The sequence below is a fragment of the Bradyrhizobium sp. genome (assembly GCF_047605465.1).
Classification (GTDB): domain Bacteria; phylum Pseudomonadota; class Alphaproteobacteria; order Rhizobiales; family Xanthobacteraceae; genus Bradyrhizobium.
The window spans coordinates 139,206-164,395 of sequence record NZ_JASGFS010000007.1; the positions used below are offsets into that span (position 1 = coordinate 139,206).

Annotated in this window: 17 protein-coding genes; 6 read left to right on the forward strand and 11 right to left on the reverse strand. The window is 65.9% G+C overall.

The genetic code is table 11. From position 1 onward, the window contains the following. Nucleotides 1-57 precede the first annotated feature (57 nt). On the reverse strand, nt 58-5,703 hold the full coding sequence (locus QM712_RS09700) for a negative regulator of septation ring formation (protein WP_415022863.1): 5,646 nt from the start codon (nt 5,701-5,703) through the stop codon (nt 58-60). A gap of 393 nt (nt 5,704-6,096) precedes the next feature. On the opposite strand from QM712_RS09700, the gene QM712_RS09705 reads away from it, so the two are divergent. Continuing rightward, on the forward strand, nt 6,097-6,471 hold the full coding sequence (locus tag QM712_RS09705; protein ID WP_415022864.1) for an Hpt domain-containing protein: 375 nt from the start codon (nt 6,097-6,099) through the stop codon (nt 6,469-6,471). Between the two features lie 191 nt (nt 6,472-6,662). Next, entirely contained in the window at nt 6,663-6,983 is a 321-nt protein-coding gene (locus QM712_RS09710; protein WP_415022865.1) for a 2Fe-2S iron-sulfur cluster-binding protein, read from the forward strand. 14 nt (nt 6,984-6,997) lie between these two features. Here QM712_RS09710 and QM712_RS09715 read toward each other — a convergent pair whose 3' ends face one another. Next, nucleotides 6,998-7,462, reverse strand: a complete 465-nt coding sequence (locus tag QM712_RS09715) for an acyl-CoA thioesterase (protein WP_415022866.1) — start codon at nt 7,460-7,462, stop codon at nt 6,998-7,000. A 182-nt stretch (nt 7,463-7,644) separates the two neighbouring features. Between QM712_RS09715 and QM712_RS09720 the strand changes: the two genes are divergently transcribed. Beyond that, on the forward strand, nt 7,645-8,673 hold the full coding sequence (locus QM712_RS09720) for an NAD(P)/FAD-dependent oxidoreductase (protein ID WP_415022867.1): 1,029 nt from the start codon (nt 7,645-7,647) through the stop codon (nt 8,671-8,673). Nucleotides 8,674-8,773: 100 nt separating this feature from the next. Continuing rightward, on the forward strand, nt 8,774-9,370 hold the full coding sequence (locus QM712_RS09725) for a DUF2147 domain-containing protein (RefSeq protein WP_415022868.1): 597 nt from the start codon (nt 8,774-8,776) through the stop codon (nt 9,368-9,370). Between the two features lie 148 nt (nt 9,371-9,518). Here QM712_RS09725 and garD read toward each other — a convergent pair whose 3' ends face one another. The 9 genes from garD to QM712_RS09770 all read right to left on the reverse strand — a co-directional run bounded on the left by garD (nt 9,519) and on the right by QM712_RS09770 (nt 22,606). Continuing rightward, the gene (gene garD, locus QM712_RS09730; protein WP_415022869.1) at nt 9,519-11,060 is read right to left on the reverse strand and encodes a galactarate dehydratase; all 1,542 of its coding nucleotides are present in this window, start codon (nt 11,058-11,060) and stop codon (nt 9,519-9,521) included. 297 nt (nt 11,061-11,357) lie between these two features. Next, nucleotides 11,358-12,701, reverse strand: a complete 1,344-nt coding sequence (gene gudD / locus QM712_RS09735; protein WP_415022870.1) for a glucarate dehydratase — start codon at nt 12,699-12,701, stop codon at nt 11,358-11,360. Nucleotides 12,702-12,735: 34 nt separating this feature from the next. Next, the gene (gene kdgD, locus QM712_RS09740; RefSeq protein WP_415022871.1) at nt 12,736-13,680 is read right to left on the reverse strand and encodes a 5-dehydro-4-deoxyglucarate dehydratase; all 945 of its coding nucleotides are present in this window, start codon (nt 13,678-13,680) and stop codon (nt 12,736-12,738) included. Between the two features lie 126 nt (nt 13,681-13,806). Further along, nucleotides 13,807-14,712 (reverse strand): LysR substrate-binding domain-containing protein, encoded by a 906-nt coding sequence (locus tag QM712_RS09745; protein WP_415022872.1) that lies wholly within the window; start codon nt 14,710-14,712, stop codon nt 13,807-13,809. A gap of 128 nt (nt 14,713-14,840) precedes the next feature. Further along, the gene (locus tag QM712_RS09750; protein ID WP_415022873.1) at nt 14,841-16,181 is read right to left on the reverse strand and encodes an MFS transporter; all 1,341 of its coding nucleotides are present in this window, start codon (nt 16,179-16,181) and stop codon (nt 14,841-14,843) included. Nucleotides 16,182-16,459: 278 nt separating this feature from the next. After that, complete coding sequence (locus QM712_RS09755) at nt 16,460-17,653, reverse strand: DUF1501 domain-containing protein (RefSeq protein WP_415022874.1); 1,194 nt, start codon at nt 17,651-17,653, stop codon at nt 16,460-16,462. 17 nt (nt 17,654-17,670) lie between these two features. Beyond that, nucleotides 17,671-19,173 (reverse strand): DUF1800 domain-containing protein, encoded by a 1,503-nt coding sequence (locus tag QM712_RS09760; RefSeq protein ID WP_415022899.1) that lies wholly within the window; start codon nt 19,171-19,173, stop codon nt 17,671-17,673. A gap of 252 nt (nt 19,174-19,425) precedes the next feature. Next, nucleotides 19,426-21,378, reverse strand: a complete 1,953-nt coding sequence (locus QM712_RS09765; RefSeq protein ID WP_415022875.1) for a hypothetical protein — start codon at nt 21,376-21,378, stop codon at nt 19,426-19,428. A gap of 145 nt (nt 21,379-21,523) precedes the next feature. Further along, nucleotides 21,524-22,606, reverse strand: a complete 1,083-nt coding sequence (locus QM712_RS09770; protein WP_415022876.1) for a lysylphosphatidylglycerol synthase transmembrane domain-containing protein — start codon at nt 22,604-22,606, stop codon at nt 21,524-21,526. A gap of 417 nt (nt 22,607-23,023) precedes the next feature. Between QM712_RS09770 and QM712_RS09775 the strand changes: the two genes are divergently transcribed. Continuing rightward, nucleotides 23,024-23,530, forward strand: coding sequence for a ferritin-like domain-containing protein (locus tag QM712_RS09775; RefSeq protein ID WP_415022877.1), 507 nt, complete (start codon nt 23,024-23,026; stop codon nt 23,528-23,530). A 173-nt stretch (nt 23,531-23,703) separates the two neighbouring features. Further along, entirely contained in the window at nt 23,704-25,119 is a 1,416-nt protein-coding gene (locus QM712_RS09780; protein WP_415022878.1) for an MFS transporter, read from the forward strand. Nucleotides 25,120-25,190: the final 71 nt, after the last annotated feature.

Consider the following 25,190-nt stretch of genomic DNA (forward strand, 5'->3'; position numbering starts at 1 on the left):
CCGTGAGGGCTCCGCTTTTCATTCGCCGTTCGCCTCGCGCTGTTCGCGGGCCTTGCCTTATCCCAGCCGGCCCGCCGCGTGCGCGAGCAGGGTGTAGACCAGACCCGTCTCCGAGGTCAGGTGGCTGCGCAGCTCCTGCGGGCCGCGGCCGTCGCGGGCGACCTCGTCGAGCAGGCGCTCGAACTCCGCGATGTAGCGGTCGACCGTTCCCTTGAAGTTGCGGTCGGAGCGATACTTGCGGGCGACCTCGTCGAAGGCCTTCTGGCCGGCGGGCGTGTAGAGGCGCTTGGTGAAGGCCTTGTTCTCGCCGCGCTGGTAGCGATCCCACATCTCGGCGGCGAGGTTGCGGTCCATCAGACGGCCGATGTCGAGCGACAGCGACTCCAGCGGATTGCCGGCGCTCTGCGGAGCCTGCGGCTGCGGAGCGGGAGCCGGGCGAGCGCGCGGCGAAGCTTCACGGCCGGTCGGAGCGCCCTGGTTGGCGTCCGTGCGGTTCAGCAGATCCGACAGCCAGCCGTCGCGGCCCTGGTCGTTGCCCGCGGGCGCGACCGGCGGCGCTTCGGTGCGGCGCGAGGAGGCCGGCATGCCGAGGTCCGGCGGCGGAAGCGTCGAGGCGCTGCCGGTGTCGCGCATGCGGGTCTCGGTGCGCGTGCCGGCGGTTGCCAGCATCGGCTCTTCCTGGCGCTGCTGCACGCTGGCACGGCCCGCCGTCGAGACGTCGAGGCCGCGGCCATGCTGGGCCACGATGCGGTTGAGCTCGGCGAGGGCCTCGATCTGGTCGACGATCACCTTGCGCATCTGCGCAGTGCTCTCGGCGGCCTCCTGCGGCATCTCGAGTACGCCGCGGCGCAGCTCGTTGCGGGTGGCTTCGAGCTCGTTGTGCATCTCGTACGCCATCTGCTTCATGCTGGAGACGAGGTTGGTGAACCGCTCCGTCGACTGCTTGAACATCGCATCCGCCTCGTCGGTGGTCTGGCGGTAGATGTCGTGCATCGCGTCGATGGTCTGGCGGTGCTCCTCCTCGGACGCCGCGCGCACCGCTTCGAACTGGCGGGTGATCGCGGCCGAGCCTGCGCCGGCGGTCTCCGCGACGACGCGGGCGATGTCGCGGGCACGCTCTTCGGCAGCCGCCAGCGATTCATCGAGCAGGCCGGTGAAGCGCGACAGACGCTGGTCGAGATCGGTCGTGCGCAGGTCGATCGTGGTGACCAGCGATTCCAGCGCCTGCTTGCGTTCGGCGAGCGAAGCGGTGGTGTTCTTGTTGCTCTGCTCGACGACCTGCGCGGCATCGACCAGCGCCTTGCCGTGCGCGTCGAACTGGGTCGACAGCTCGCCGAGGTCCTGGAGCGCCTTCGTGGTCTTCGTGTTGAAGACGTTGAGCTGGTCTTCCAGGTTCTGCGTCGCCGCGCCGTTGCGCGAGGTGACGTCGTTCATCGCCGAGACGAAGTCGGCGACGCGCGTCACCAGCGCCCGCTCGAGCGAGTTGAGGTTGTCGTGAGCGCCGGTCAGCACCTCCTGGAGGAGGATGTTGCCTTCGCGGAGCCGCTCGAACAGGGCCACCGTGTCGGTGCGCAGGATCTTGCTGGTCTCCTGCATCTCGGTGACGGCCGCGATCGAGACCTGGCGCGACTGGTCGATGGCCGCGCGCGAGGCCTGCTCGAGGTCCTTGAGCGACTTGCCGACCGCGCCGGTGGCGAGCTCGCTCGCGGTGTTGATGGTACGGGCCACTTCGGAGCCGTTGCCCATCATCGTCTGCGAGAAGGCGTGGCCGCGCGTCTCGATCGACTTCAGCGCGTCGGAGGTGACGCGGTCGATGTCGAGGGTGAGCTGGCTGGTCTTCGAGCCGATCGCATCGACCAGAGCGCCGCGCTTGGCGTCGATCATGTTCGAGAGACGGTCGGCCTGCTGCTGCACGTAAGTGACGATCTCGTCGGTCTTGCCGGTCATGGCCTGGCCGAAGCTGCTGCTGGCGGCGAGCACCGAGCGCTCGACGTCGGCGGAGCTCGTCTTGACCCGCGAGCTCGCCTCGTTGGAGGCGGAGATCAGCGCATTCTGGGCGTTGAGCGCGCTGGTCTGGATGTCGTTGGTCGCATTCGTGGTCGCCGTGCTCAGCGCGCGCTCGATCTCGGTGGAGATCGTGCGGATCTGGCTCGCGGCGTCCGCCGAGGTCGAGGTCAGGGACGACTGCGCCTCGCGGGCGCTGCTGAGGATCGTCGCCGCGGTGTCGGCGCCGACCGAGGTCAGGGTGCGCTCGATGTCCGTCGTCAGCGACTTGATCTGGCTCGCCGCGTCGGTGGAGGCGGTGATCAGCGTGCCCTGTGCCTCGCGCACGCCGCTGGTGAGCGCCTCGATGGTGGCGCCGCCGGCGGTCGCCAGCGCGCGCTGCATTTCGGCGGCCAGCGAACGGACCTGGCCGGTCTGCTCGGCCGAGACCGCGAGGAGGGTGCTCTGGGCGTCGCGGGCGCTCGCCGTGATCGTCTCGGCGGTCGACTGGCCGGCCTGCGAGAGCGAGCGATGCACTTCGATCGCGAGCGACTTGACCTGGCTCGCCGCGTCCGAGGACGCCGTGACCAGGGTGTTCTGGGCCTCACGGGCGCCGGCCGTGATGGTCTCGGCCGTCGAGGTGCCCGCCATCGAGAGCGAACGCTGCATGTCGGAGGACAGCGCCTTGATCTGGTTGGCGGTCTCGGTCGAGGCCGCGATCAGCGAGCTCTGCGCATCGCGGGCGCCGGCGGTGATCGACTCGGCCGTGGTCGAGCCGGCCATCGACAGCGAACGCTGCACGTCGGCGGTGAGCGTCTTGACGTGGTTGGCCGCATCCGAGGAGGCGGTGATGAGCGTGGTCTGCACCTCGCGGGCGCCGGCCAGGATCGAGGCCGCGGTCGCCGAGCCTGCCGCCGACAGCGTGCGCTCGACGTCGGACGACAGCGACTTGATCTGGTTGGACGCATCGCCCGAGGCCGCGACGAGCGTCGACTGTGCCTCGCGGGCGCTGGTCAGGATCGAGTTCGCGGCACCGGTGCCGACCGCGGTCAGCGCGCGTTCGACCTCGGCGGAGGTCATCTTGAGCTGGGCGTTGACGTCCGAGGAGACCGTCATCAGCGACTGCTGCGCGGTGCGGGCGCCGGTCTGGATCGTCTCGCTGGTGTTGACGACGAGGTTGGTGAGCGAGCGCTCGGCGTCCTCGACATGCGAGCGGATCGTGGTGGAGATCATCTCGGCGCGGGACATCAGGTCCTCGCTGGCCTGGCGTCCGCTGCTCTCGATGCGGCCCGCGACGGCCTCGACGCGCGAACCGAGGAGATCCTCGAACTGCGCCACGCGGACGTCGATGTCGTTGGCGACCGAGCCGACCTTGGTCTCGATGGCCTGGTGGATGTCCTGGAAGCGGGCCGCGACCGTGTCGGTCAGATGCATGCTGCGGCCGTCGATGGTCTCGGTGACGCCGGTGATGCGGCGGTCGACCGCGTCGATGGCCTGTGCCGTGCCGTCCGTGAGCGTGGAGGTCAGCAGGGTGAGGCGGGTGTCGATCGACTGCACGGCCTGCGAGGCGCCGTTGGTCAGAGCGGTGGTCAGGTAGGTGAGGCGGGAGTCGATGGACTCGAGCGCCTGCGTGGCGCCGCCCGTGAGCGTCGTCGTGAGGTGGGTCAAGCGCGTATCGATCGACTGGATGGTCTGCGATGCGCCGTCGGTCAGCGACGTCGTCAGGTGGGTGAGGCGAGAGTCGATGGACTGGATCGCCTGCGCCGCGCCGTCCGTGAGCGAGGTCGCGAGCGTGCCGAGACGTCCGTCGATGGTCTCGGTGACGGACCTGGCGCGGGTGTCGAACGACTGTTCGAGCGCCGTGACGCGGCCGCCGAGCTGCTCGTCGAAGGTCCTGATGTGGCCGTCGAGCGTGCTGTCCAGGCCGGCGATCCTGCCGTTGAGCGAGGCGTCGAGATTGGTGACGCGTTCACCGATCGTGGTCTCGAACTGCACCAGGCGCTGGTCGAGCGCCGCCGTGATCTGGCCGCCGTTGGAGGTGAAGCGGGTGTCGAAATTGTCGACGTAGGTCTTCAGCGTGTCGGCGATGTCCTGCGTGCGCTGGCCCATGCGGTCGACGATCTCGCCGCCGAAGGTCTTCACGGTGCGGTCGAACTCGGAGATGTGGCGCGTGATCAGCGAGCCGAGCGTGCCGGAATCGCGGGCGAACCTCTCGACCAGCTCGGAGCCCTGGTTCTTCACCAGTTCGTCGAAGGCGCTCATCTGCAGCGACAGCGAGTCGTGCGCGGTCTCGGTCTGGCTCACGACCTTGGCGACCAGCGTGTTCACGGTGGCGTCGAGCGCTTCGCTCGCCTTGTCCCCGGAGGTCATGATCTGGCCGGCGAGGCGGTTGCCGGCGTCGTCGATCTTGGCGGAGAGGTCGTTGCTGCGCAGCTCGAGCTCGAGCAGCAGCGAGTCCGACGAGTTCTTCAGGGAGTCGTGCACCTGCTCGGTGCGATCGGAGATGCCGTCGACGATCGCCGAGGAGCGCTGCTCGAACTCGCCGGTGATGCGGTCGATGCGCTCGTTCAGCATCTCGTGGACGCGGTCGGCGAGATCGACGAACTCGTCGTGGACGTGGCCGGTCTTGAAGTTGAGGCTGGTGGTCAGCCGCTCGCTGGCGTCGAGCACCGCGCGCGTGGTCTCGTTGCTGGCCTCCTCGAGGCGGTCGAGCAGGTCGCCGCCACGCTCGCCGAGCGCCAGGATCATGTTGTCGCCGGCATTGCTCAGCGCCTGGGTGATGTGGGCGCCGCGCTCCTCGAGAGCGCCGGTGATGCTCTTGGCGACCTCGTCGACGCGCGAGGCGATCGCATCCGAGATCAGAGCGATGTCGTGGCGCAGGTCGATCTGCACGCCGGAGATGGCGCTGCGGACCTGCTCGGCCTGGCCGACCAGGTTGTCGCGCTGGTGCGCGATGTCCTGGAGCAGGGCGCGGATGCGCACTTCGTTGTCGGAATAGGCGCGTTCGAGGGCCGCGACCTCGTTGGCGACCAGCGTCTCGAGTTCGCCGGCGCGCGCGATCGCGCGTTCGATGCCGTCGCCCATCGCCGCGACCTCGCGGCGGATGGCCTGGCCGACGGTGACCATGGAATCGGAAGCCGATCCTTCCGGCTCGGAGAAGCGGATGGCGACCTGCGCCATCGCCTGCGCGATCATGCGCATCTCCTGGCCGCGCCAGGCGAGGCTCGCGAGGAAGTAGAACAGCATCACCGGCGCGAAGAACAGCGCGACGAGGCCGGCGAGAACCAGCACGCCGCCGCTCTGGCCCATGGCGGCCTGGATCGAGGGCAGGAACCCGAAGGTCAGCGCGGCGCAGGCGACGATCCAGATGCCGGCGAAGACCGTGGCGAAGGTGTAGACGCTGCGGGCAGGGCGACCCTTCTGCAGCGCCTGGAGCAGCTGGCCGATGGTCTCGCGGTCGTCATTGGCGGGCCGTCGGGAGCCGCGCGGCTCCTCGATCGTGTCGAACATCGAACGCTCGTTCGCGGCCGGACGGGGCTCGAAGCCCGGCTCGTCGAATACCGCCGGCGCCGGCGGCGTCACGGCAGATGTCGTCTCGTTGCGCACCGAGGATGCGTTGCGGCTGGTGTCCGCAGCCGTGTCGCTGATGTTCAGCGCTTCCTGGATCGCGGAAAGCGCAACTTCCGTGGGGTCTTTGACCTTCTTGGGAGTGTTCGCCATGTTCAGCCTGAGCCCTCTTTAACTTGTACGCGTCCCCCGCGAGCCCTGCGCGAGGCGCAAGCCCACAGACCGGTTCATGCCGCTCGCGCGGAGTCCCGAGCCGTCCCCACCCGGACGGCTTGTCCGCCAATTTCCGCAACATCCTATTGGCAGAGCGTCGCGAATGAAATGCCCGGGATTAAGACAATCTTAATCATCGTTAACAGGATCGCGGCGTAACACCCTCGCACTAAATGAAATTCTCCACGGGACTCGGCCGATTGCGGCAACTTTTCGTCAATATGCTGGCGGAATTGGGCAAAGCCCCCCAAACGTTTCGTTAACCATTTCCATGCTTCCGTGGAGCCAATCCGCCGGACCGGCGGGACGTCGCGCAATGCCGGGACCTGCGCCATGATGCCTGAACTGCAACGGATGGACTGGATGCCCTCGCCACCGCTTGCTCCCTTCGATAGCCCGCTGGATCTCGAGCACCTGTCCCGCATGACCCTCGGCGACGTCGAGTTGGAACAGGAAGTGCTCTCGATGTTCGCCGAGCAGGCGGTCCGGCTCATCGCCGCCATGGCGGCGTTGCCCGCCGAGGCCGGCGCGCTCGCGCACAAGCTCAAGGGATCGGCGCGCGGGATCGGCGCTTTTGCGGTGGCCGATGCCGCCGCGGGCCTGGAGATGGCAATCCGGACCGGAGACAACCCGCCCCGCGCCTTCGCCACGCTGAAGGAGGCGGTGGTCGAGGTCCGCACCGCGATCGAGGCGATCCTGAAGCATTAGTCCGCGCCGCAAAATATGGGGCGGCTCGCGCTTCAGAACCGGCAGGACTCCAGCCGCTTGTTTTGACGCGTTTTCTTGGCCTGCGCCGGGATCCACCTCGTCCGAAAACGCTATGGCGCCGGACTGATCGACCCGTTATAGGACAGCCCAGACCCTCCTTCATTCCCAACATCGCGGCAGCACGAGCACATATGGCCAAAATTCACTTTGTCGACCACAAGGGCGAAACCCGCACGGTGGAAATCGAGAATGGCGCGACCGTGATGGAAGCCGCCATACGCAACAGCATTCCGGGCATCGAGGCCGAGTGCGGCGGCGCCTGCGCCTGCGCAACCTGCCACGTCTATGTCGACGAAGCCTGGCGCGAGAAGGTCGGCAGCCCGACGCCGATGGAAGAAGACATGCTCGACTTCGGCTTCGACGTGCGCCCGAACTCGCGCCTGTCCTGCCAGATCAAGGTCGCCGACGAGCTCGACGGTCTCGTCGTGGCGACGCCGGAGCGTCAGGCCTGATTCCGCATCCGACGTCAGGTGCCGGGCGCGACCTCGACGCCGCGCTTGTGCCAGGGCTTCAGCTTCTCGATCACCTCCGCGGGGAGCGGTGCGGGCCGGCGCGTCGCTCCGTCGAGCATCACGCCGACCGAAGTCGCAGAGGCGATACACTTTCCCTGTGAGAACACGACCTGCTCGAAGGTCACGGACGTGCGTCCGAGCTTGATCACGCCGAGCCCGAGTTCGATCGTGTTCGGCCAGTGCAGCTCGGCGCGGAAGTGGATGTCGATCCGCACCATGATCCAGGCGAGGCCCCGCGGGGTCAGCCCGTATTCCGGGCTCTTCATCAGCGTCACGCGTCCGGTCTCGAAATAGGTGGCGTAGACCGCGTTGTTGACGTGGTGGTTGGGATCGAGGTCGCCGAAGCGGACGTTGTCGCTGAGGCGGTAGGGGTAGTCCTCGAGGCGCGGCGCCGTATCCTGGCGGCTTGGTGCGTTCACCGGTTGATCTCCGTCATATCTTTCCTCGTTACAGCCCACTTATCCTGACCCGGCAAGTGGGCGCGGCTGCGGGACGCTCCCGCTTTTATGCCTTCCCTGATCCATCCCCGTTGGCTAGACAGGCAGGGTCCCCTCTGCCCGCCGGGCGCCGTCCAACCGATAACGACCGATAAAGAGACGACATGAGCGACGCGATCAAAACCGATGTGCTGATTATTGGCGCCGGCCCTTGCGGTCTGTTCGCCGCCTTCGAGCTTGGCCTTCTCGACATGAAGGCGCATTTCATCGACATCCTCGACAAGGTCGGCGGCCAGTGCGCCGAGCTCTATCCGGAAAAGCCGATCTACGACATTCCCGGCATTCCGCAGGTGTCGGGGCAGGGTCTCACCGACGCGCTGATGGAGCAGATCAAGCCGTTCCATCCCACCTTCCATCTCGGCGAGATGGTCGAGACGGTGGAGAAGATCGGCGATCCGCTGTTTCGCTGCACCACCGACGCCGGCAAGGTGTTCGAATGCAAGGTGGTGGTGATCGCGGCCGGCGGCGGCTCGTTCCAGCCGAAGCGTCCGCCGGTGCCGGGAATCGAGGCCTATGAAGGCACGTCCGTGCACTATGCCGTGCGCAAGATGGAAACATTCCGCGACAAGAACGTGCTGATCGTCGGCGGCGGCGACTCCGCGCTCGACTGGACGCTCAATCTTCACCCGCTGGCCAAGCGGATCACCCTGCTGCATCGGCGCGACGATTTTCGCGCGGCACCCCACAGCGTCGAACAGATGCGCGCGCTGGTGGCCGACGGCAAGATGGATCTGCGGCTCGGTCAGGTCACCGGACTCTCGGGAGCCGACGGCAGGCTGACCGGCGCGACCGTCAAGGGCAACGACAATAGCGTTGCCGAAATTTCCTGCGACACCATGCTTCCGTTCTTCGGACTGACCATGAAGCTCGGTCCGGTCGCGAACTGGGGCATCGCGCTGGAGAACAATCTGGTGCCGGTCGAGACCAGCGCGTTCGAAACCAACGTGCCCGGCATCTTCGCGATCGGCGACATCAACACCTATCCGGGCAAGATCAAGCTGATCCTGTGCGGCTTCCACGAGGGCGCGCTGATGTCGCAAAAAGCCCATCGTTACGTCTATCCGGAGAAGCGGCTGGTGTTCCAATACACGACCTCGTCCTCCAGCCTGCAGAAGAAGCTCGGTGTCAATTGACGCAGGCGGGAGGCCATGCCCCAGTTCTGGTGCTGGAACCGTTCGCGAAATCGCCGTAGTCTGCGGCCATTCCAGTCGTGGCTTTAGCAAGGTGATCATGATGCGGAATTTCTTTTCCAGCTTTCGGCTTCTGTCCTTTCTCGCGCTCGCGCTGTCCCTCGCGGCAGTCGTGCCGTCAGCGGCGCAAACAGCTGAGCCTACGGCCGCTGGCCTCTGGCAAAAGGTCGAGGACGGCAAGCCGGTGGGCTGGTTCCTCTTCATCGACCACAACGGCGTCTTCGAAGGCGTGATCGTGAAGACCTTCCCGCGGCCCGGCGACGATCCGAACGAGGCCTGCACCAAGTGCACGGACGATCGCAAGAACGCGCCCGTGCTCGGCATCTCCTTCGTCCGCAACATGAAGCGCGACGGCCTGAAATACGAAGGCGGCAACGTGCTCAACCCGCGCGACGGCAACATCTGGAAGGCCAACATGAAGGTCAGCCCGGATGGACAGACGCTGACCCTGCGCGGCTATCTCGGCATTTCGCTGCTTGGCAAGGACGAGAGCTGGAGCCGCCTGCCGGACGCCAACCTCGCCCAGGTCGATCCCGTCATCGTCGCCAAATATCTGCCCGCGCAGGCCGTCGCCGCGAAGCCGCCGGTGCCGGCGATGAAGAAGGGCGGCGCCATGATGGCACCGGGGCCGAAGCAGTAGTTGCGCGCAACTCCGTTGCCTTCGCGGTGGTGATCTGTCGCGCCTCGTCATTGCGGGCGCGGCGGACCGAAGCCTTTCCCTCGCGCCAGTCCGGATGACTTCGCTGCAATCGTAATGACGATGGCGGATGCCGCCGCGTTCGCTGCGTTCAGGTCACCGGCGCCGGATTGAACAGCGTCAGATCGTTGTGGATGCCCCAGCGATCCGACCATGGCTTCGTCCGGCCGCTGGCAACTTCGAGGATCAGGCGGAACAGGTCCCAACCGGTTTCCTCGATGGTTTTCGTTCCGGTGGCGATGCCGCCGGCGTCGAAATCGATCAGGTCCTTCCAGCGCCGCGCAAGCTCGCTGCGGGTCGCGACCTTGATGACGGGCGCGGCGGCGAGGCCATAGGGCGTGCCGCGGCCGGTGGTGAAGACCTGCAGCGTCATCCCGGAGGCAAGCTGAAGCGTGCCGCAGATGAAGTCGGATGCGGGGGTCGCCGCGAACAGCATGCCCTTCTGCGTCGCCTTCTCGCCGGGCGAGAGCACGCCCGTGATCGCGGACGAACCCGACTTGACGATCGAGCCGAGCGACTTCTCGACGATGTTGGCGAGGCCGCCCTTCTTGTTGCCGGGCGTGGTGTTGGCGCTCCGGTCGGCGCCGCCACGGGCGAGATAGGAATCGTACCAGGCCATTTCACGCACCAGCGCGCGGCCGACATCCTCGTTGATGGCGCGGCGGGTGAGGAGCTGGATGGCGTCGCGCACCTCCGTCACTTCCGAGAACATCACGGTCGCGCCGGCGCGCACCAGGAGATCCGCGGCGAAGCCGACGGCGGGATTGGCGGTGACGCCGGAGAAGGCGTCGCTGCCGCCGCATTGCAGGCCGATGACGAGATCGGCGGCCGGACAGGTCTCGCGCTTGCGGCTGTTGAGCACTTTCAGCCGCGCTTCGGCCTGGGTCATGATCGCCTCGACGATCGCTCCGAAGCCGTCAAAGGCCTCGTCCTGCATGCGCACGATGGCATCGCTGATGCCTTCCGGCACCAGCCGTTCGGGCGCGAGCTTCTCGCAGCCGAGACCGACCACGAGGATCTCGCCGCCGAAATTGGGATTGAGCGCGAGGTTCTGCAGCGTACGGATCGGCACGACCGCGTCGGGCGCGGTGATGGCGACGCCGCAGCCATAGGCATGCGTGAGCGGCACGACATCGTCGACGTTCGGATATTTAGGGAGCAGTTCGGCGCGGATGCGCTTCACCGCATATTCCATCGTGCCCTTGACGCATTGCACGGAGGAGGAGATGCCGAGGATGTTCTTGGTGCCGACCGAACCGTCGGGGTTGCGGTAGCCTTCGAACGTGAAGCCTTCGAGCGGCGGCAGCTGCGCCGGGACCGCGGTCGAGATTTCGAGCTTGTCGAGGGCAGGGGCCTCCGGCATGCGGATGCGCGCTTCGTCGACCCATTCGCCGGCCAGGATCGGCGACAGCGCGTAGCCGATCACCTCGCCGTAGCGGACGATCGGTGCACCTTCCGCGATGTCCACCAGCGCCGTCTTGTGTCCCTGCGGCACGAAGGCGCGCAGCGTCAGCCCGCAGGCGAAGCGGGAGCCGGCGGGGAGCCCGAAATCGTTGACCACGATCGCGACATTGTCGCGCGCGTTGAGCTTGATGTAGCGGGGCTGTTCTTTCGCTGCGACGTCCTGGTCCATGGAGGACTCCGAAGTGTGGGATGGGTTGGCGGAAAGCGTAACCCACCAATGTCTCTGTCCGCCAAGGTGGAGGTGGATTACGCTTACGCCAATCCACCCCGCGATGTCAGCCGGTCAGCCCGGATAAGTATAGGCCGTCTTCACCGTCGTGTAGAACGCGCAGGCATGGGAGCCCTGCTCGGGTGTTGGAATGATTGATGTTCCTGGCGATGCTTCAGGATCGCGGTCATCGCTTTCTCCTTCTCTCTGGGCATGATCCTGCAGCGGAGCCGCTTTTCCGGAATCATACCCGAGGTCTCAACGAACCAGGCAGGGACGCTTGTCGTCGAAGCTCCAGCCAGGGATCAGGTCCTGCATGGCGAGAGCGTCGTCACGGGCACCAAGCCCGTGTTGCTTGTAGAGACCATGCGCAGCTTCGATCGCGGCGCGGTCGATTTCGATGCCGAGGCCCGGTCGGTCGGGAACGGCGATCTTGCCACCCTTGATCTGCAGCGGTTCCCGGGTGAGCGCCTGGCCGTCCTGCCAGATCCAGTGGGTGTCGATCGCGGTGACCCTGCCGGGCGCAGCGGCGCCGACATGGGTGAACATGGCGAGCGAAATATCGAAATGGTTATTGGAGTGCGAGCCCCAGGTCAGGCCGTTGTCGCGGCAGGTCTGGGCAACGCGGACCGAGCCATGCATGGTCCAAAAATGGGGATCGGCCAGCGGGATGTCCACCGCGCCGAGGCGCAGCGCATGGGACAGCTGGCGCCAGTCGGTGGCGATCATGTTGGTCGCGGTCGGCAGGCTCGTGGCGCGGCGGAATTCGGCCATGATCTCGCGGCCGGAGAAGCCGGCCTCGGCGCCGCAGGGATCTTCGGCATAGGCAAGGATGCCGTGCATGTCCTTGCAGAGGCGGATGGCTTCGTCGAGTGACCATGCGCCATTGGGATCGAGCGTGACGCGCGCATCGGGGAAGCGCTTTGCGATCGCGGTGACCGCCTCGATCTCCTGCTCGCCGCGCAGCACGCCGCCCTTCAGCTTGAAGTCGGCGAAGCCGTAATGGTCGTGAGTGGCTTCCGCCAGCCGGACCACGGTCTCGGGCGTCATCGCCTCCTGGTGGCGGAGGTTGAACCAGTCGGGCTTGCCGGTCTCGCCCTTGACATAGTCGAGCTTGCTCCTGCGCCGGTCGCCGACGAAGAAGAGATAGCCGAGAGTCTCGACGCTCTTGCGCTGCTGGCCTTCGCCGAGCAGGGCGGCGACCGGGAGGTCGAGATGCTGGCCGAGCAGATCGAGAAGCGCGGATTCGACGGCGGTGACCGCATGGATCATCACGCGCAGATCGAATGTCTGCTTGCCGCGGCCGCCGGCGTCGCGATCGGCGAAGGTGGTGCGGATGTCGGCGAGGATGTCGTTCATCGCGCCGACGGTCTTGCCGATCACGAGATCGCGGGCATCGTCGAGCGTCTGCCGGATCTTCTCGCCGCCCGGCACCTCGCCGACGCCGGTGTGGCCGGCATTGTCCGTGAGGATGACGATGTTGCGGGTGAAGAACGGCGCGTGAGCGCCGCTCAGATTGAGCAGCATGCTGTCGCGGCCCGCGACCGGAACCACCTGCATCGATGTGACGACCGGTGCGCCAGAGATGTCGGTCCGGGCCATCGCGCGCTCCTCCCTGTTGTCCGTCTTCTTCGCGTTATTCCGCGGCCTGCTGTGCTGAGCGGATGGCGGGCAGCTTCTGCACCAGCGCGGCCAGCTCCGCCGTCTCCTGCTCGGTGAGATCGGTGAGCGGCGGACGCACGGGGCCGGAGTCGCGGCCGATCACCTTCATGCCGGCCTTGATGATCGAGACCGCATAGCCCTTCTTGCGGTTGCGGATCGCGATCAACGGCAGGATGAAGTTCTTCAGCCCGGCATTGATGGTCTCGTGATCGCGCTTGCGAACGGCGGCGTAGAAGCTGGTCGCGAATTCCGGCACGAAATTGAACACGGCCGAAGAATAGGTCGTGACGCCCATGTCGAGATAGGGCAGCGCGAAGGTCTCCGCCGTCGGCAGGCCGCCGATATAGGTCAGGCGGTCGCCGAGCTTGGTGTGGACGCGGGTCATCAGCTCGATGTCGCCGATGCCGTCCTTGTAGCCGACGAGGTTCGGGCAGCGCTCGGCGAGGCGCGCGAGCGTATCGGGCTGGAGAATGGCGTTGTCGCGGTTGTAGACGATGACGCCGATCTTCACGGCGGCGCAGACCGCCTCGACGTGAGCGGCAAGGCCGTCCTGCTCGGAATGGGTGAGATAGGGAGGCAGCAGCAACAGGCCGTCGGCGCCGGCCTTTTCGGCGCCGATCGCGATCTCGCGGGCGATCGCGGTGCCGTAACCGGTACCGGCGAGCACGGGCACGCGGCCCTTGGTCTCGTCGACCGCGATCTTGACGACGTGCGGAACCTCGGCCGGCGTCAGCGAGAAGAACTCGCCGGTGCCGCCGGCGGCGAACAGACCGGCGACGTCATAGCCGCACAGCCAGTCCATGTTGGCGCGATAGGTCGTCTCGTCGATGCTGTAGTCCGCCTTGAACGGCGTGACGGGAAAGGACAGCAGGCCGGAGCCGATCTTGCGGGCCATCTCCTGCGGGGTCATCTTGCTCATGGGCGTCACTCCCTTCTCTGGATCGTAGGGGACGCAGCGCGGGCCGGGCGTCCATGTGCGGATGTTTAAGAGACGGTTCGATACGCGTCCAAGCCAAAGCCTATATCGACCGATGCGAAATCAGCATCAATCCTCAACCACCTCGGCGGAGGCCATTTCGCTCGCGATCTTCACCAGCGCCGAGAGCAGGGGATTCTCGTCGTCGCGCCGCCACGCCATGAACAGCTCGACCGGGACGCGCGTGCGCAGCTTGAGCGGGCGCAGGCGTACGTCGGATATCTTCAGGCTTGCAGCGGCGGCCGGTACGATGGCGAGGCCGAGGCCGGCGCGCACCATGGCGAGGATCGAGTGGATCTGGCTCAGGTGCTGGACGTAGCGCGGCAGCACGTCGGCGCGGGTGAACAGCGCTACCAGCAGATCGTGGAAGTAGCGGCTCTCATAGGGCGAATACATCACGAAGGGCTGGTCGTCGAAATCCTTGATGGTGATGCCGTCGGCGTTCGCCAGCGGATGCTTCTTCGGGATCGCCGCGAGCAGCGGCTCGGCGACGACACGGCGGCTGACGAGCTCCGGGCGCGCGATCGGCGGCCGCAGCAGGCCAGCATCGATCTGGCCCGAGGTCAGCGCCTCGAACTGGTCGCCCGAAACCATTTCCTTCAGTGAGAAATCCACCTCCGGCAGTCTCGCGCGGCAGGCGGCGATCAGTTCAGGCAGGAAGCCGTAGGCCGCGGCTGCGGTGAAGCCGATCTTCACCGAGCCGGTCTTGCCGAGCGCGATGCGGCGGGCGACCTGCGAGGCGCTTTCCGCGAGCTTCAGGATGCGCCGTGCCTCGGGCAGGAAGCTGCGTCCGGCCGGTGTCAGCCGCACCGAGCGGCTGGTGCGCTCCAGCAGCGGCGCATCGATGATGTGCTCGAGCACCTGGATCTGCCGGGACAGCGGCGGCTGGGTCATGTTCAGCCGCGCCGCGGCCCGGCCGAAATGCAATTCCTCCGCGACCGTGACGAAGCAGCGGAGTTGGTTGAGATCGAACATCGATACATGCCTTAGATGGATAAGGCGCTTCTCGGGCATTTCTAGCATCGATCACCCCCAAAAAGAAAGGCGGCGGCCGGGCCGCCGCCGCAACTCGTCTGACCTAGCGTCCGGTCGCACTTTGGTGCTCAGGCGGAAGGCCGCAGCACGACGCGCTCGATCCTGCCGACGACCACGAGATAGGCGATCGCGGCGACCAGGGCGTTGATGCCCACGAACACCAATGCGCCATTGAATGAACCGGTTGCGGCCACGATGTAGCCGATCACGATCGGCGTGGTGATCGAGGAAAGATTGCCGAAAGTGTTGAACAGGCCGCCGGAGACGCCGCCGGCTTCCTTCGGCGAGGTGTCGGAGACGACGGCCCAGCCCAGCGCGCCGATGCCCTTGCCGAAGAAGGCGAGCGCCATGAAGCCGACCACCAGCGCCTGGCCGTCGACGTAGTTGCAGCCGATGATCGCCATCGACAGCAGCATGCCGCCGACGATCGGGATCTTGCGCGCCATGGTCAGCGAACCGGTCCTGCGCAGGATGGCGTCGGAGATGACGCCGCCGAGCACGCCGCCGATGAAGCCGCACAATGCGGGAAGTGTCGCGACGAAGCCCGCCTGCAGGATCGACAGGCCGCGCTCCTTGACGAGGTACACGGGAAACCAGGTCAGGAAGAAATAGGTCAGCGTGTTGATGCAGTACTGGCCGAGATAGACGCCGAGCATCATGCGGTTGGAGAGAAGCTGGCGGATGTGGTCCCATTTCGGACCCGTGTCAGGCACGCGCTCGTCTTTGGGCGCGTCGAGATCGACCAGCGCGCCGCCGTCCCTGATATAGTCGAACTCGGCCTCGTTGATCGACGGATGCTCTTTCGGGCCGTAGACGGTCCTGATCCAGGCGATGCCCATGATCACGCCGAGCGCGCCCATCACGAAGAACACGTAGCGCCAGCCGTAATCGTGGGCGATCCAGCCCATCAGCGGCGCGAAGATCACGGTGGCGAAATACTGCCCCGAATTGAAGAAGGCCGACGCGGTTCCGCGCTCGTTGCCGGGAAACCAGGCGGCGACGATGCGGGCATTGGCGGGGAACGAGGGCGCCTCGGCGATGCCGACCAGGAAGCGCAGCGCGAACAGCACGCTGATGGCGGTGCCGGCGCTGAGGAAGCCGACCCAGCCCTGCATCATCGTGAACAGCGACCAGACGAGGATGCTGAAGGCATAGACGAGGCGCGAGCCGTAGCGGTCGAGCAGCCAGCCGCCCGGGACCTGTGCGATCACGTAGGACCAGCCGAACGCCGAGAAGATGTAACCCATGGCGACGGGATCGAGATGGAGTTCCTTGGAAAGCGCGGGACCCGCGATCGACAGCGTGGCACGGTCGGCATAATTGACGGTAGTGACCAGGAACAACATGGTCACGATGAACAGCCTGACGCGAGATCTCCTCACGTCCGCCGTGGACACAATCGCGCTCATGACGCGTCTCCTCGAACTTTATTTCCTCTGACTGCTTCCTAGAAGCGTGGAGAGGACAGAGTCCAAGTTGAAGCGGGTATCGATCGATACCGTTTTTGGATTGATGGAACGGAAAACGCGGGGATGTGGCCAAGGGAGAACAGCGAGACCAGAGCCACGAGGCTCGTCAGTGCGAGCGCGGCGAAGCGATCCTGCATCGCCTCGCTGAGACGCTCTGGATTGCTTCGCGGTGCTCGCAATGACAACGCGGCAACACGGGCGCTTATCCCAGTTCGCGACTAGACCAGCGCCAGGTTGGTCGGATGAACCCCGGTGAAAATACGCTGCACGCTTTCATTCCCGAGCCCGAAGGCGTGGCTGAACAGGTCGGCAAACAGCGCGCGATAATCGGTCAGGACGGGATAGTCGCGGTTCTGGAACAGATGCGGCTGTTCGACCTTGACCTGTTCGCCGAGGATGCGGCCGCCATTGATTCCGCCGCCGAGCACCCAGTACACGCTGCCATGGCCGTGATCGGTGCCGCGGTCGCCGTTCTCGCGGAACGTACGGCCGAATTCTGAGATCACGACCACCATCGTGTCACGCCAGGCGGCCGGGCCGACTTCCTCGGAGAAGCCGACGAGGCCGCGGCCAAGCTCGCCGAGCCGATCGGCGAGATAGCCGTTGGCCGCGCCCTGATTGACATGCGTGTCCCAGCCGCCGACATCGACGAAGCCGAGGTTGAACTGCTCGCGCATCAGCCGGCCGATACGCCGCGCCGACAATTCGAATCCGCGCGGCGAGACCGCGCCGCGGTTGGCGGCGGTCATTTCCTCGGAGACGGAGCGGTAGACGTCGTCGCGCACCCTGAAGCCTTCCGAGACCGACGAGGCCAGGTTGGACTGGGCGTACATCTGCTTGATCAACTCGGCCTGACGGTCGTCGACTCCGGGCTTGGCGACGTTGTTGATGCTGGTGTTCGGAACCTGCGACTTTCCACGGAAGATCAGCGGAAGCTGGTCGGTGAACGAGATCGGCTTCACGCGCGTGAGCTCGGCGGCGAGCCGGCTCATGAAACCGGAACGATAGTCGCGCGATCCGCCCGCGGACTGACCGAGCTCGATCGTGTCCTGGGTCTCGAAATGGCTGCGGGTCAGATCGTCGCTGGTGCCGGCGAACGGGATGAAGGCGATCTCGCGCTTGGCCCAGAGCGGGTAGATGCTGTCGCGCAGCGCAGGGTGCAGTCCCCAATCGGAGTCGAGGGCGAGCGCCGCGTTCGGATTGCCGATGTCGGGCCTGGCGATGGCCAGCGTCGGCCGCGATGCATGGTAGAACTCGCTCGACACCGGCACCACGACGTTCGCCGCGTCATAGGCGCCGCGCAGGAACACCACCAGCAGCCGCGCGTCGGTGGCGGGCGCGGCCCAGACGCGGCCCGCGACGGTGAGGGGAGCGAGGGCGGCAAAAGTCTTGATCAGCTCGCGACGGTTCATGACGATCTCCGTTGCTGTCAGTGCATGAATTCCGGTGACGACAGGAACAGCGTGTTCCAGTCCTGGGGTGACACGGCCCGTTCCAGCGACGCCAGCGTCGCCGGCCCGAGCGTCCGGCGAAGGCCGTTGAAGTAGAGCGCATTCTGCAGCACAGGAAACGCCGGCTGCTCGACCGGGTTCGGCCCTTCGGGTTTGAACAGGCCGGACGAACCCGATCCGATCTGACGCGCGATCTCGAAGCGCACCATCATCTGTCCCGGTCCGTTCCACGACGCCGAAGTCAGCGAATAGCCATCCGGCGTGTCGTGATTGAACAGGCCCTCGCCGAGGCGATTGGCCCAGCCCTGGATCGGGGCGGTATTCAGGATCACCTTGTCGTCATACGCGAGACGAACGGCCGACAGCACGTACTGCACGGGGTCCTTGAAGCGGGTGCCCGGCTTCAGCGATGCCTCGAACTCGGGCGAATGGATCATCGTGGTCAGGACGGCGGCGATGTCGCCATCGGTGGATTTGAACGTCTGCGCCATCCGCTGCACCAGCGCTTCCGGTGGAGTGTCCGATACGAAGTAGGTCGCGATCTTGCGCGCGACATGGCTCGCAGTCGCCGGATGGTGGACCAGGATGCCGATGGCTTCGTCGACTTCGGCAAGCCCGCGTCCCTTGATGGGATGTCCGAGGAAGGTCTTGTCGCTGTAGTCGTGACGGGCGGGATTGAATTCGAAGGCGCCTTCGCGCACGAGCTGGGACTGCAATTCGGGCTTGAGTTTCGGGTCTTCCGGCCTGGTGTCGATGCCGACGCCGGTGAGGATCTTCGCCAGCGCCTCGACGTCGGCCTGGGTGTAGCCCGAGCCGACGCCCATGGTGTGCAGCTCCATGATCTCGCGGGCGTAGTTCTCGTTGAGATGGCCCGCGGCGTTGTCGGCGTTGTCGAGATAACGCAGCATGGCGGGATGATGCACGGTCGCGCTGAGGAGGTCGCCGAACTTGCCCAGCGAGTAGGGCCGGATGGCGTGATCGACGTAGTCCCCGACCAGCACGCGCAGGTTCGATTTGTATTGGTGCACGTTGAAATGATTGAACCAGAACCACATCATCCGTTCGCGCAATTGATCGGGCGCATAAAGCGCGCGCAGGATGGTGCGTGCCGCGGCCTGCCGGGCGCGATCGTTCATCGCCTGCTGAAAGACCTGCTGCGCCGCCTTCTTCTGCTCGGGATCGGTGACCTGGTTGGCGCTCTTCGACTGCTGCTCGAAGGCGACGGCGATATCGAACGGGAAGCTGTGGACGTCGGGCATCGCCTCGATCTGCGCCTTAGCGGCGTCAGGCAGCGCGGGATTGGGGGCCGGATGCAATTGCTCCTGGAGCCAGCGTTCGGCGCCGACCGCGTGCAGATGCGTGGCGCTTGACGTGGTCACGCCCCAGGTGAGCCGATCGAGCAGGGCGAGATCATGCGGGCTGAGGTCATCGGCGCGGGAGGCGCTCGCGATCATGCTTGCCGTGATGGCAGCGAGCGCCATGAGGCCGAAGTGCCGCAACCGACGATGAGCGTCCCTGCTATTCACGATCATTCCCGAATGGTTGGACCGGACGGGGAGCGCACAGTCCCGCAACGCGTGCGCCATCATGTTCCAGATCGCTGAACGCGCCCTGAATAGAACGGAATGAAATGACGGGAGCGCCATCAATTTCCAGCGAGCGACCGCGCGCGCAAGCCCGGTTCCAGCCCGGTTTGCGCGTCCGCCCGACTGTTTCCGCCCTCGTCGGGGCGGCTATTGCTGCGAACTGGGCAGCAGCGGCGCGAGAAGTCCGCGCGTGACGTTCGGCGGCGCGGCGTCGAGCCCGAGCACGGCGCTCGCGGCCGGCAGGGTGGCATCCGCCATCGCGGCGTGGCCTTCTGCGGTCGGATGCACGGCGCCCCCATAGACCGCGGACAGCACGCCCCAGGTTGCATCGTGGATGTCGGTCGGCTGGCTCGCCGCCGGCAGCCCCTGCGGATAGGTCATCGCGGCGAAATAGCTGTCATTGGCGTCGCGGATCCAGCGGGCGCGGGGCAGGTAGGCGCGATATTCGGAGGCGCCGCGGCCGCACAGCATCGGCTGGCTCGCCGCGCTCACGATGTCCGGATTGAAGCTCTTGCCGTTCTCGGCGAAGCATGTGCGGTCGAATTCGGGATCGTTCCCCGCATGCGCGCAGAAGCCGTGATCGGCGAACGCGCTCTGATGCGCGTCGACGAAGGTCATGCGGTCGGCTTCGGGATCGCGGCACAGCGCGCCGCGCGTGCAAGTGGCGAGCCCCTTCAATTGCGGCAGGAACTCGGTGTCGACGAAGGTCGACACGCGTGCGAGCCGCTCCGGATCGGCGTTGAAGGAGGGATGGATGTCGAAGCCGGCGCGGCCGCCGCGGCAGGGCACGCCGCCTTCGGCGAGCGCCGGGTTGGCATAGGAGACGTAGACCACGTGCGAGAGATCGCCGCCGACGAGCGGCTTCAGCGCCTCGCGCAGCTTGACGAAATTCTGCGGCAGCTCGCGCGTCAGCGCGTCGCGGGAATCGTCGACGCTCGCCATCACGCCCGAGCGGCGGAACAGCGCACGCTCGGTCGCGGTGTCGACGATGACGTCGGCGACGAGCCCGGAGAAATAGACGTCGTTGGCGCCGATCGACAGCAGCACGAGATCGAGCGTCCGGTCCGGCTGCCGCTTCTTCGCGGCGGTGAGGGCTTCGCGCAGCTCGGCGACCTGCGCGTTCACGCTGGTGTTGCAGACGCCGGTCTTGCCGGGCGGGCATTCGCGGGCGCGCTGCGAGCCGAGCAGGCCGTCGCCGATGCTGGCGCCGGTGCAGGCGAGCGGCAGATAGGTCACCGCGACATGGGTGTAGCGGACCGCGAGCGCGAGCGCGGTGCGGGCCTGGTAGCTGTAGAGCGAACGGTGGCAGGGCGAGTTGAACCAGAGCGCGCCGTAGCGCTGCCAGTTGGCGAGCGTATCCGGCGCCTCGCAGGCGCGCCCGCCCTTGAAACCGGCGCGGCTCGGCCGGTAGTACTGCGCGCCAGCCGTGCCGAGATAGGAGCGGAAGCAGAAACCCTCGTCGGACAGCGCCAGCGGCCGGTCCGGATTGCCCTCGCCCGAGGCGATGCTGTCGCCGAGGCCGGCGATGAAGATATCTCGAACCTGGATCTCGGTCTGCACGCGCTGGGTCGGATCGGAGCCCGAGGAGACGTCGACGCTGGCCACCGTCTGCTTGCCGTAGCGGACGCGCAGATTGATCGGCTCGGCGCAGTCGAAGGTCGATTGCTGCGGCCCGTCGCCGTCGTCGAACGACCAGGCGCAGATGGCGCCGACCGGCACCGCGCCGCTCAGGCGGACGGTGACGGGATGGTCGATCGGGGTGATGTAGTTTTCCTTGACGTTGTCGCGGGTGCAGGGCTGGTTGACCCGGCCCTGGAGGTCGATGCAAAGGCGGTTGACCATGTTGCGGGCCCAGCCGCGGCCTTCGCTCTGCAGTTCCAGCGACTGCTCGGCGGCGAGAATGCTGCGGTTACGCGCGTTCTCGACATGGAGCAGGAAGTCGCGCTCCTCGCGAAACAGGCGAAACCGGTTGCGCACCTCCCAGGTGATCTGCAGGGCGCCTGTATCCTGGGCGGCGGCACGCTCGAGCGGCAAGGCGGTCAGGATTCCGGCAAGCAGCAGGGCGCCTGCGGAGAGGGTGCGAAGAAATGGTCTGATCATGGCCCGCGTCTTCAACGGCAAAGTTGAGGCGGAAATAAGAGAGGAACGGCCTCCCGCCTGCAACATTTTGTCTGACGGTTTTGCAGGCGGCCGTCCAGTGGCCGGAGCGCGGTGCGGACCGTCGCGCTCCCGGCGGGATCGCGCCTCAGCGCTTGCTCGCCTGCCGCAGCGACCGTTCACGCTCCATCTGCGTCACCTGATTGGGCAGGTTGGCCTGTGCGCAGGCCTCAGCCAGCCGCCGGCGCTCCTGCCAGGGTTCGACGACGTTCATCCAGAGCTCGCGCGTGCCCATGATGGAGATGGCGAGCCCGAACGGGATCATGAAATAGAGGATGCGGAACACCAGCAGGGTGGCCAGAAGCTGCTCGCGGCCGAACTCGGGCAACGCGACCAGCATCGCGGCGTCGAACACGCCGATGGAGCCGGGGGCGTGGCTGGCGAAGCCCAGCAGCGTCGCCAGGATGAACACCACGGCGAGCGACATGAAGTCGATCGGCGGATTGGCCGGCATCAACAGGTACATCGCCGTGGCGCAGAAACCGAGGTCGACCACGCCGATCAGGATCTGCACCAGCGTCAGCGGGGCGGACGGCAGCACCACCTTCCAGCCCTTCTGGCCGAGCTCGCGGCGCTTCTCGCCCATGCAGAGCCAGACCAGATAGGCGCCGATCGAGGCGAGGCCGCCGAGCGCGATCAGCCGGTTGATCGACGACGGCAGCTGATCCATCGAGGATGCCGCATCCGGATGGATCGCCATCCCGATCGAGAGCACGAAGATGTTACCGAGCCAGAACGTCAGGCCCGACAGGAAGCAGATCTTGGCGACGTCGATCGCGTTCAGCCCATAGTCCGAATAGATCCGGAAACGGATCGCGCCGCCGGTAAAGACGGTGGCGCCGATATTGTGGCCGATCGAGTAGGACGTGAAGCTGGACAGCGCTGCGATGCGATACGGAACATGCTTCTTGCCGATCGTTCGCAGTGCAAAAAAGTCATAGAAGGTCAGCGTGCAGAACGCGAAGAAGACGCAGATCGCCGCCAGTCCGATATTACCGCGCGGAATCTCGGTTAACGCCGTCAGGATGACACTGGTGTCGATGCCTTTCAGGGTACGCACGAGCGTCGTGAGCGCGAAAGCGATGATGAAGACGCTCGCGGCAATTCCAAGCCGTCGCCAGCCGATCCATCTTTTGAAGCCGCGCTTCAGCGCGGGCAGCAGTCCGTGCATTCATCCTCCCGGCGGGGGGCAAGACCGACCCGAATGGGTCAGGTGCGATAGCTGCCAACATAGGCACCAATCGCTCGGTATTCATCTAGTCCATTAAGGCAAAAACGGAGGCTTGTGCAGCCCTTGACAAGGATAGGTTCTGCGCCGGACCGGCCGTTTTTGTCATATGTGGTACACATTCCGTGCGCGTGCGCCGATGAGTCGAATGGCCCGGGATCGGGCCGCAGGCCTGCGCTTTCGGCATGATGTCACGGCCGGATGACGTTGCCATTGTTCCGGCGCAAGCCCTGCCGGCTTTTTTGGAACGACGGTGCCGCACGCATGTTAGCGCCCCATCAGCAATCGAATGCGGCAGGTGAAGCGGTTTGCGTGCAAGCCGGTGCCGGCGTGTTCCCGAAACCCGAGAGGATCGGAACGATGGGATTGTTCACGAAAGACATCAAGACCATGAACGACCTGTTCGTGCATCAGATGCAGGACATCTATTATGCCGAGCAGCAGCTCACCAAGGCGCTGCCCAAAATGGCAGATAAGGCGACCGATCCGCAGCTGAAGCAGGGCTTTTTGACGCACCTCGAAGAAACCAAGCAGCACGTCAAGCGCCTCGAGGAAGTGTTCAGGATGTACGGTACGCAGGTGAAGGCGGTCGATTGCCCGGCGATCGACGGTATCATCGAGGAGGCCGACGAGACCGCCGGTGAAGTCGCCGACAAGGCTGTGCTCGATGCGGCGCTGATCAATGCGGCGCAGGCGGCCGAACATTACGAGATCGTTCGCTATGGCAGTCTGATCGCCTGGGCCAAGCTGCTCGGCCGCAACGATTGCGCAAGCGTGCTTACAAGGACGCTCGAAGAGGAAAAGGCCACCGACAAGAAGCTCACGGCGATTGCCGAGAGCAAGGTTAATTTGCGCGCGGCCGGCTAGGAACACGCTACGAACATGGCGCCGCGCGGCCATCCGCGCGGAGCCTGTTCTCTCAATTGCCGCCTGCGGGCGATACGCCGACTTTCTCCGGACATTCATCATTCGGTCGTTGTCGAAGCATGATGGCGACTGAATGCCTATGTTTCGCATGGGGCTCCAATTGAGGTGGCAACATGCGGGCCAATAGTCTCGGCTACAAATCCGTCGATCGCACCAAGGACACATCGCGCCTTGCGAGTTCGCTCACGCTCGCGGCGATGAGCCTCGGTTACGGCGTCGTGCAGCTCGACGTCACCATCGTCAACACGGCGCTCGACGCGATCGGCAAGACACTCGGTGGCGGCGTTGCAGAGCTGCAATGGGTGGTGAGCGCCTACACCATCGCCTTTGCCGCGTTCATTCTCACCGCCGGCGCGATCGGGGATCGTATCGGTGCCAGGCGCGTGTTCATGGCGGGCTTCGCCATCTTCACCGCGGCCTCGCTGGCCTGCGCGCTGTCGCCCGACGCCATGGTGCTGATCGCAGCGCGCCTGGTCCAGGGACTCGCGGCGGCGATCCTGGTGCCGAATTCGCTGGCACTCCTCAACCACGCCTATGCGGACGACCGTCAGCGCGGCCGCGCCGTTGCGGTCTGGGCGGCCGGTGCGAGCCTTGCGCTTACCGCCGGACCATTCGTCGGCGGGGCCCTGATCACGCTGGTCGGCTGGCGCGCGATTTTCCTGGTCAATCTCCCGATCGGGCTCGCCGGCCTGTGGCTGAGCTGGCGCTATGCCAGCGAGACCACGCGTGCGCGCTCGCGCGAGATCGATCTGCCCGGTCAGATCACGGCCATCGGTGCGCTGGGTGCGCTCGCCGGCGCAATCATCGAGGGCGGCGCGCTCGGCTGGCGGCATCCGGCCGTGATCGCGGCATTCCTTGTGGCAGCGGTCTTCGCCGTGTTGTTCGTCTGGCGCGAGAGCCGCGCGGCGCAGCCCATGCTTCCGCTTTCACTGTTCAGCCACCGGCTGTTTAGCTTGACGACGATCGTCGGCCTGCTGGTGAATGTTGCCATCTACGGATTGATCTTCGTGCTGAGCCTGTACTTCCAAAGGATCAATGGACTGTCGGCCTGGTGGACCGGGCTCGCCTTCGTGCCGATGATGGGTGCGGTGCTGCCGGTCAACCTGCTGGCGCCGCACGTCGCCGAACGCATCGGCCCTTGTCCGACCATCGTCGTCGGCTCCTGCATATCGGCGCTCGGATGCCTCGGACTGCTCTGGACCGAAGCAGGGACGAGCTATTGGGCGATGTTCGCGCAGATGATCGCGATCAGCGGCGGCCTCGGCCTGCTGGTGCCGCCCCTGACCTCGACCTTGCTGGGCAGCGTCGAGAAGCAGCGGTCCGGAATCGCGGCGGGCGTCCTGAACGCGACGCGTCAGACCGGCAGCGTGCTCGGCGTGGCGCTGTTCGGCTCGCTGGTCGCCGGTGACGGTGCGTTCATGGCGGGGCTCCACCTCTCGTTGCTGATTTCGGCGGTGGTCCTGCTGCTCGCGGCGGCTGCGATCGGGTTCGGCGTGCGGACGGATCGCGCAGCAAAGCGATCCATGTGAGCGGCCGCACACATCATCTGTTCACCATTTCAGGAGACGGCTCGTAGCCGGTTACCGACTATCCACACTCT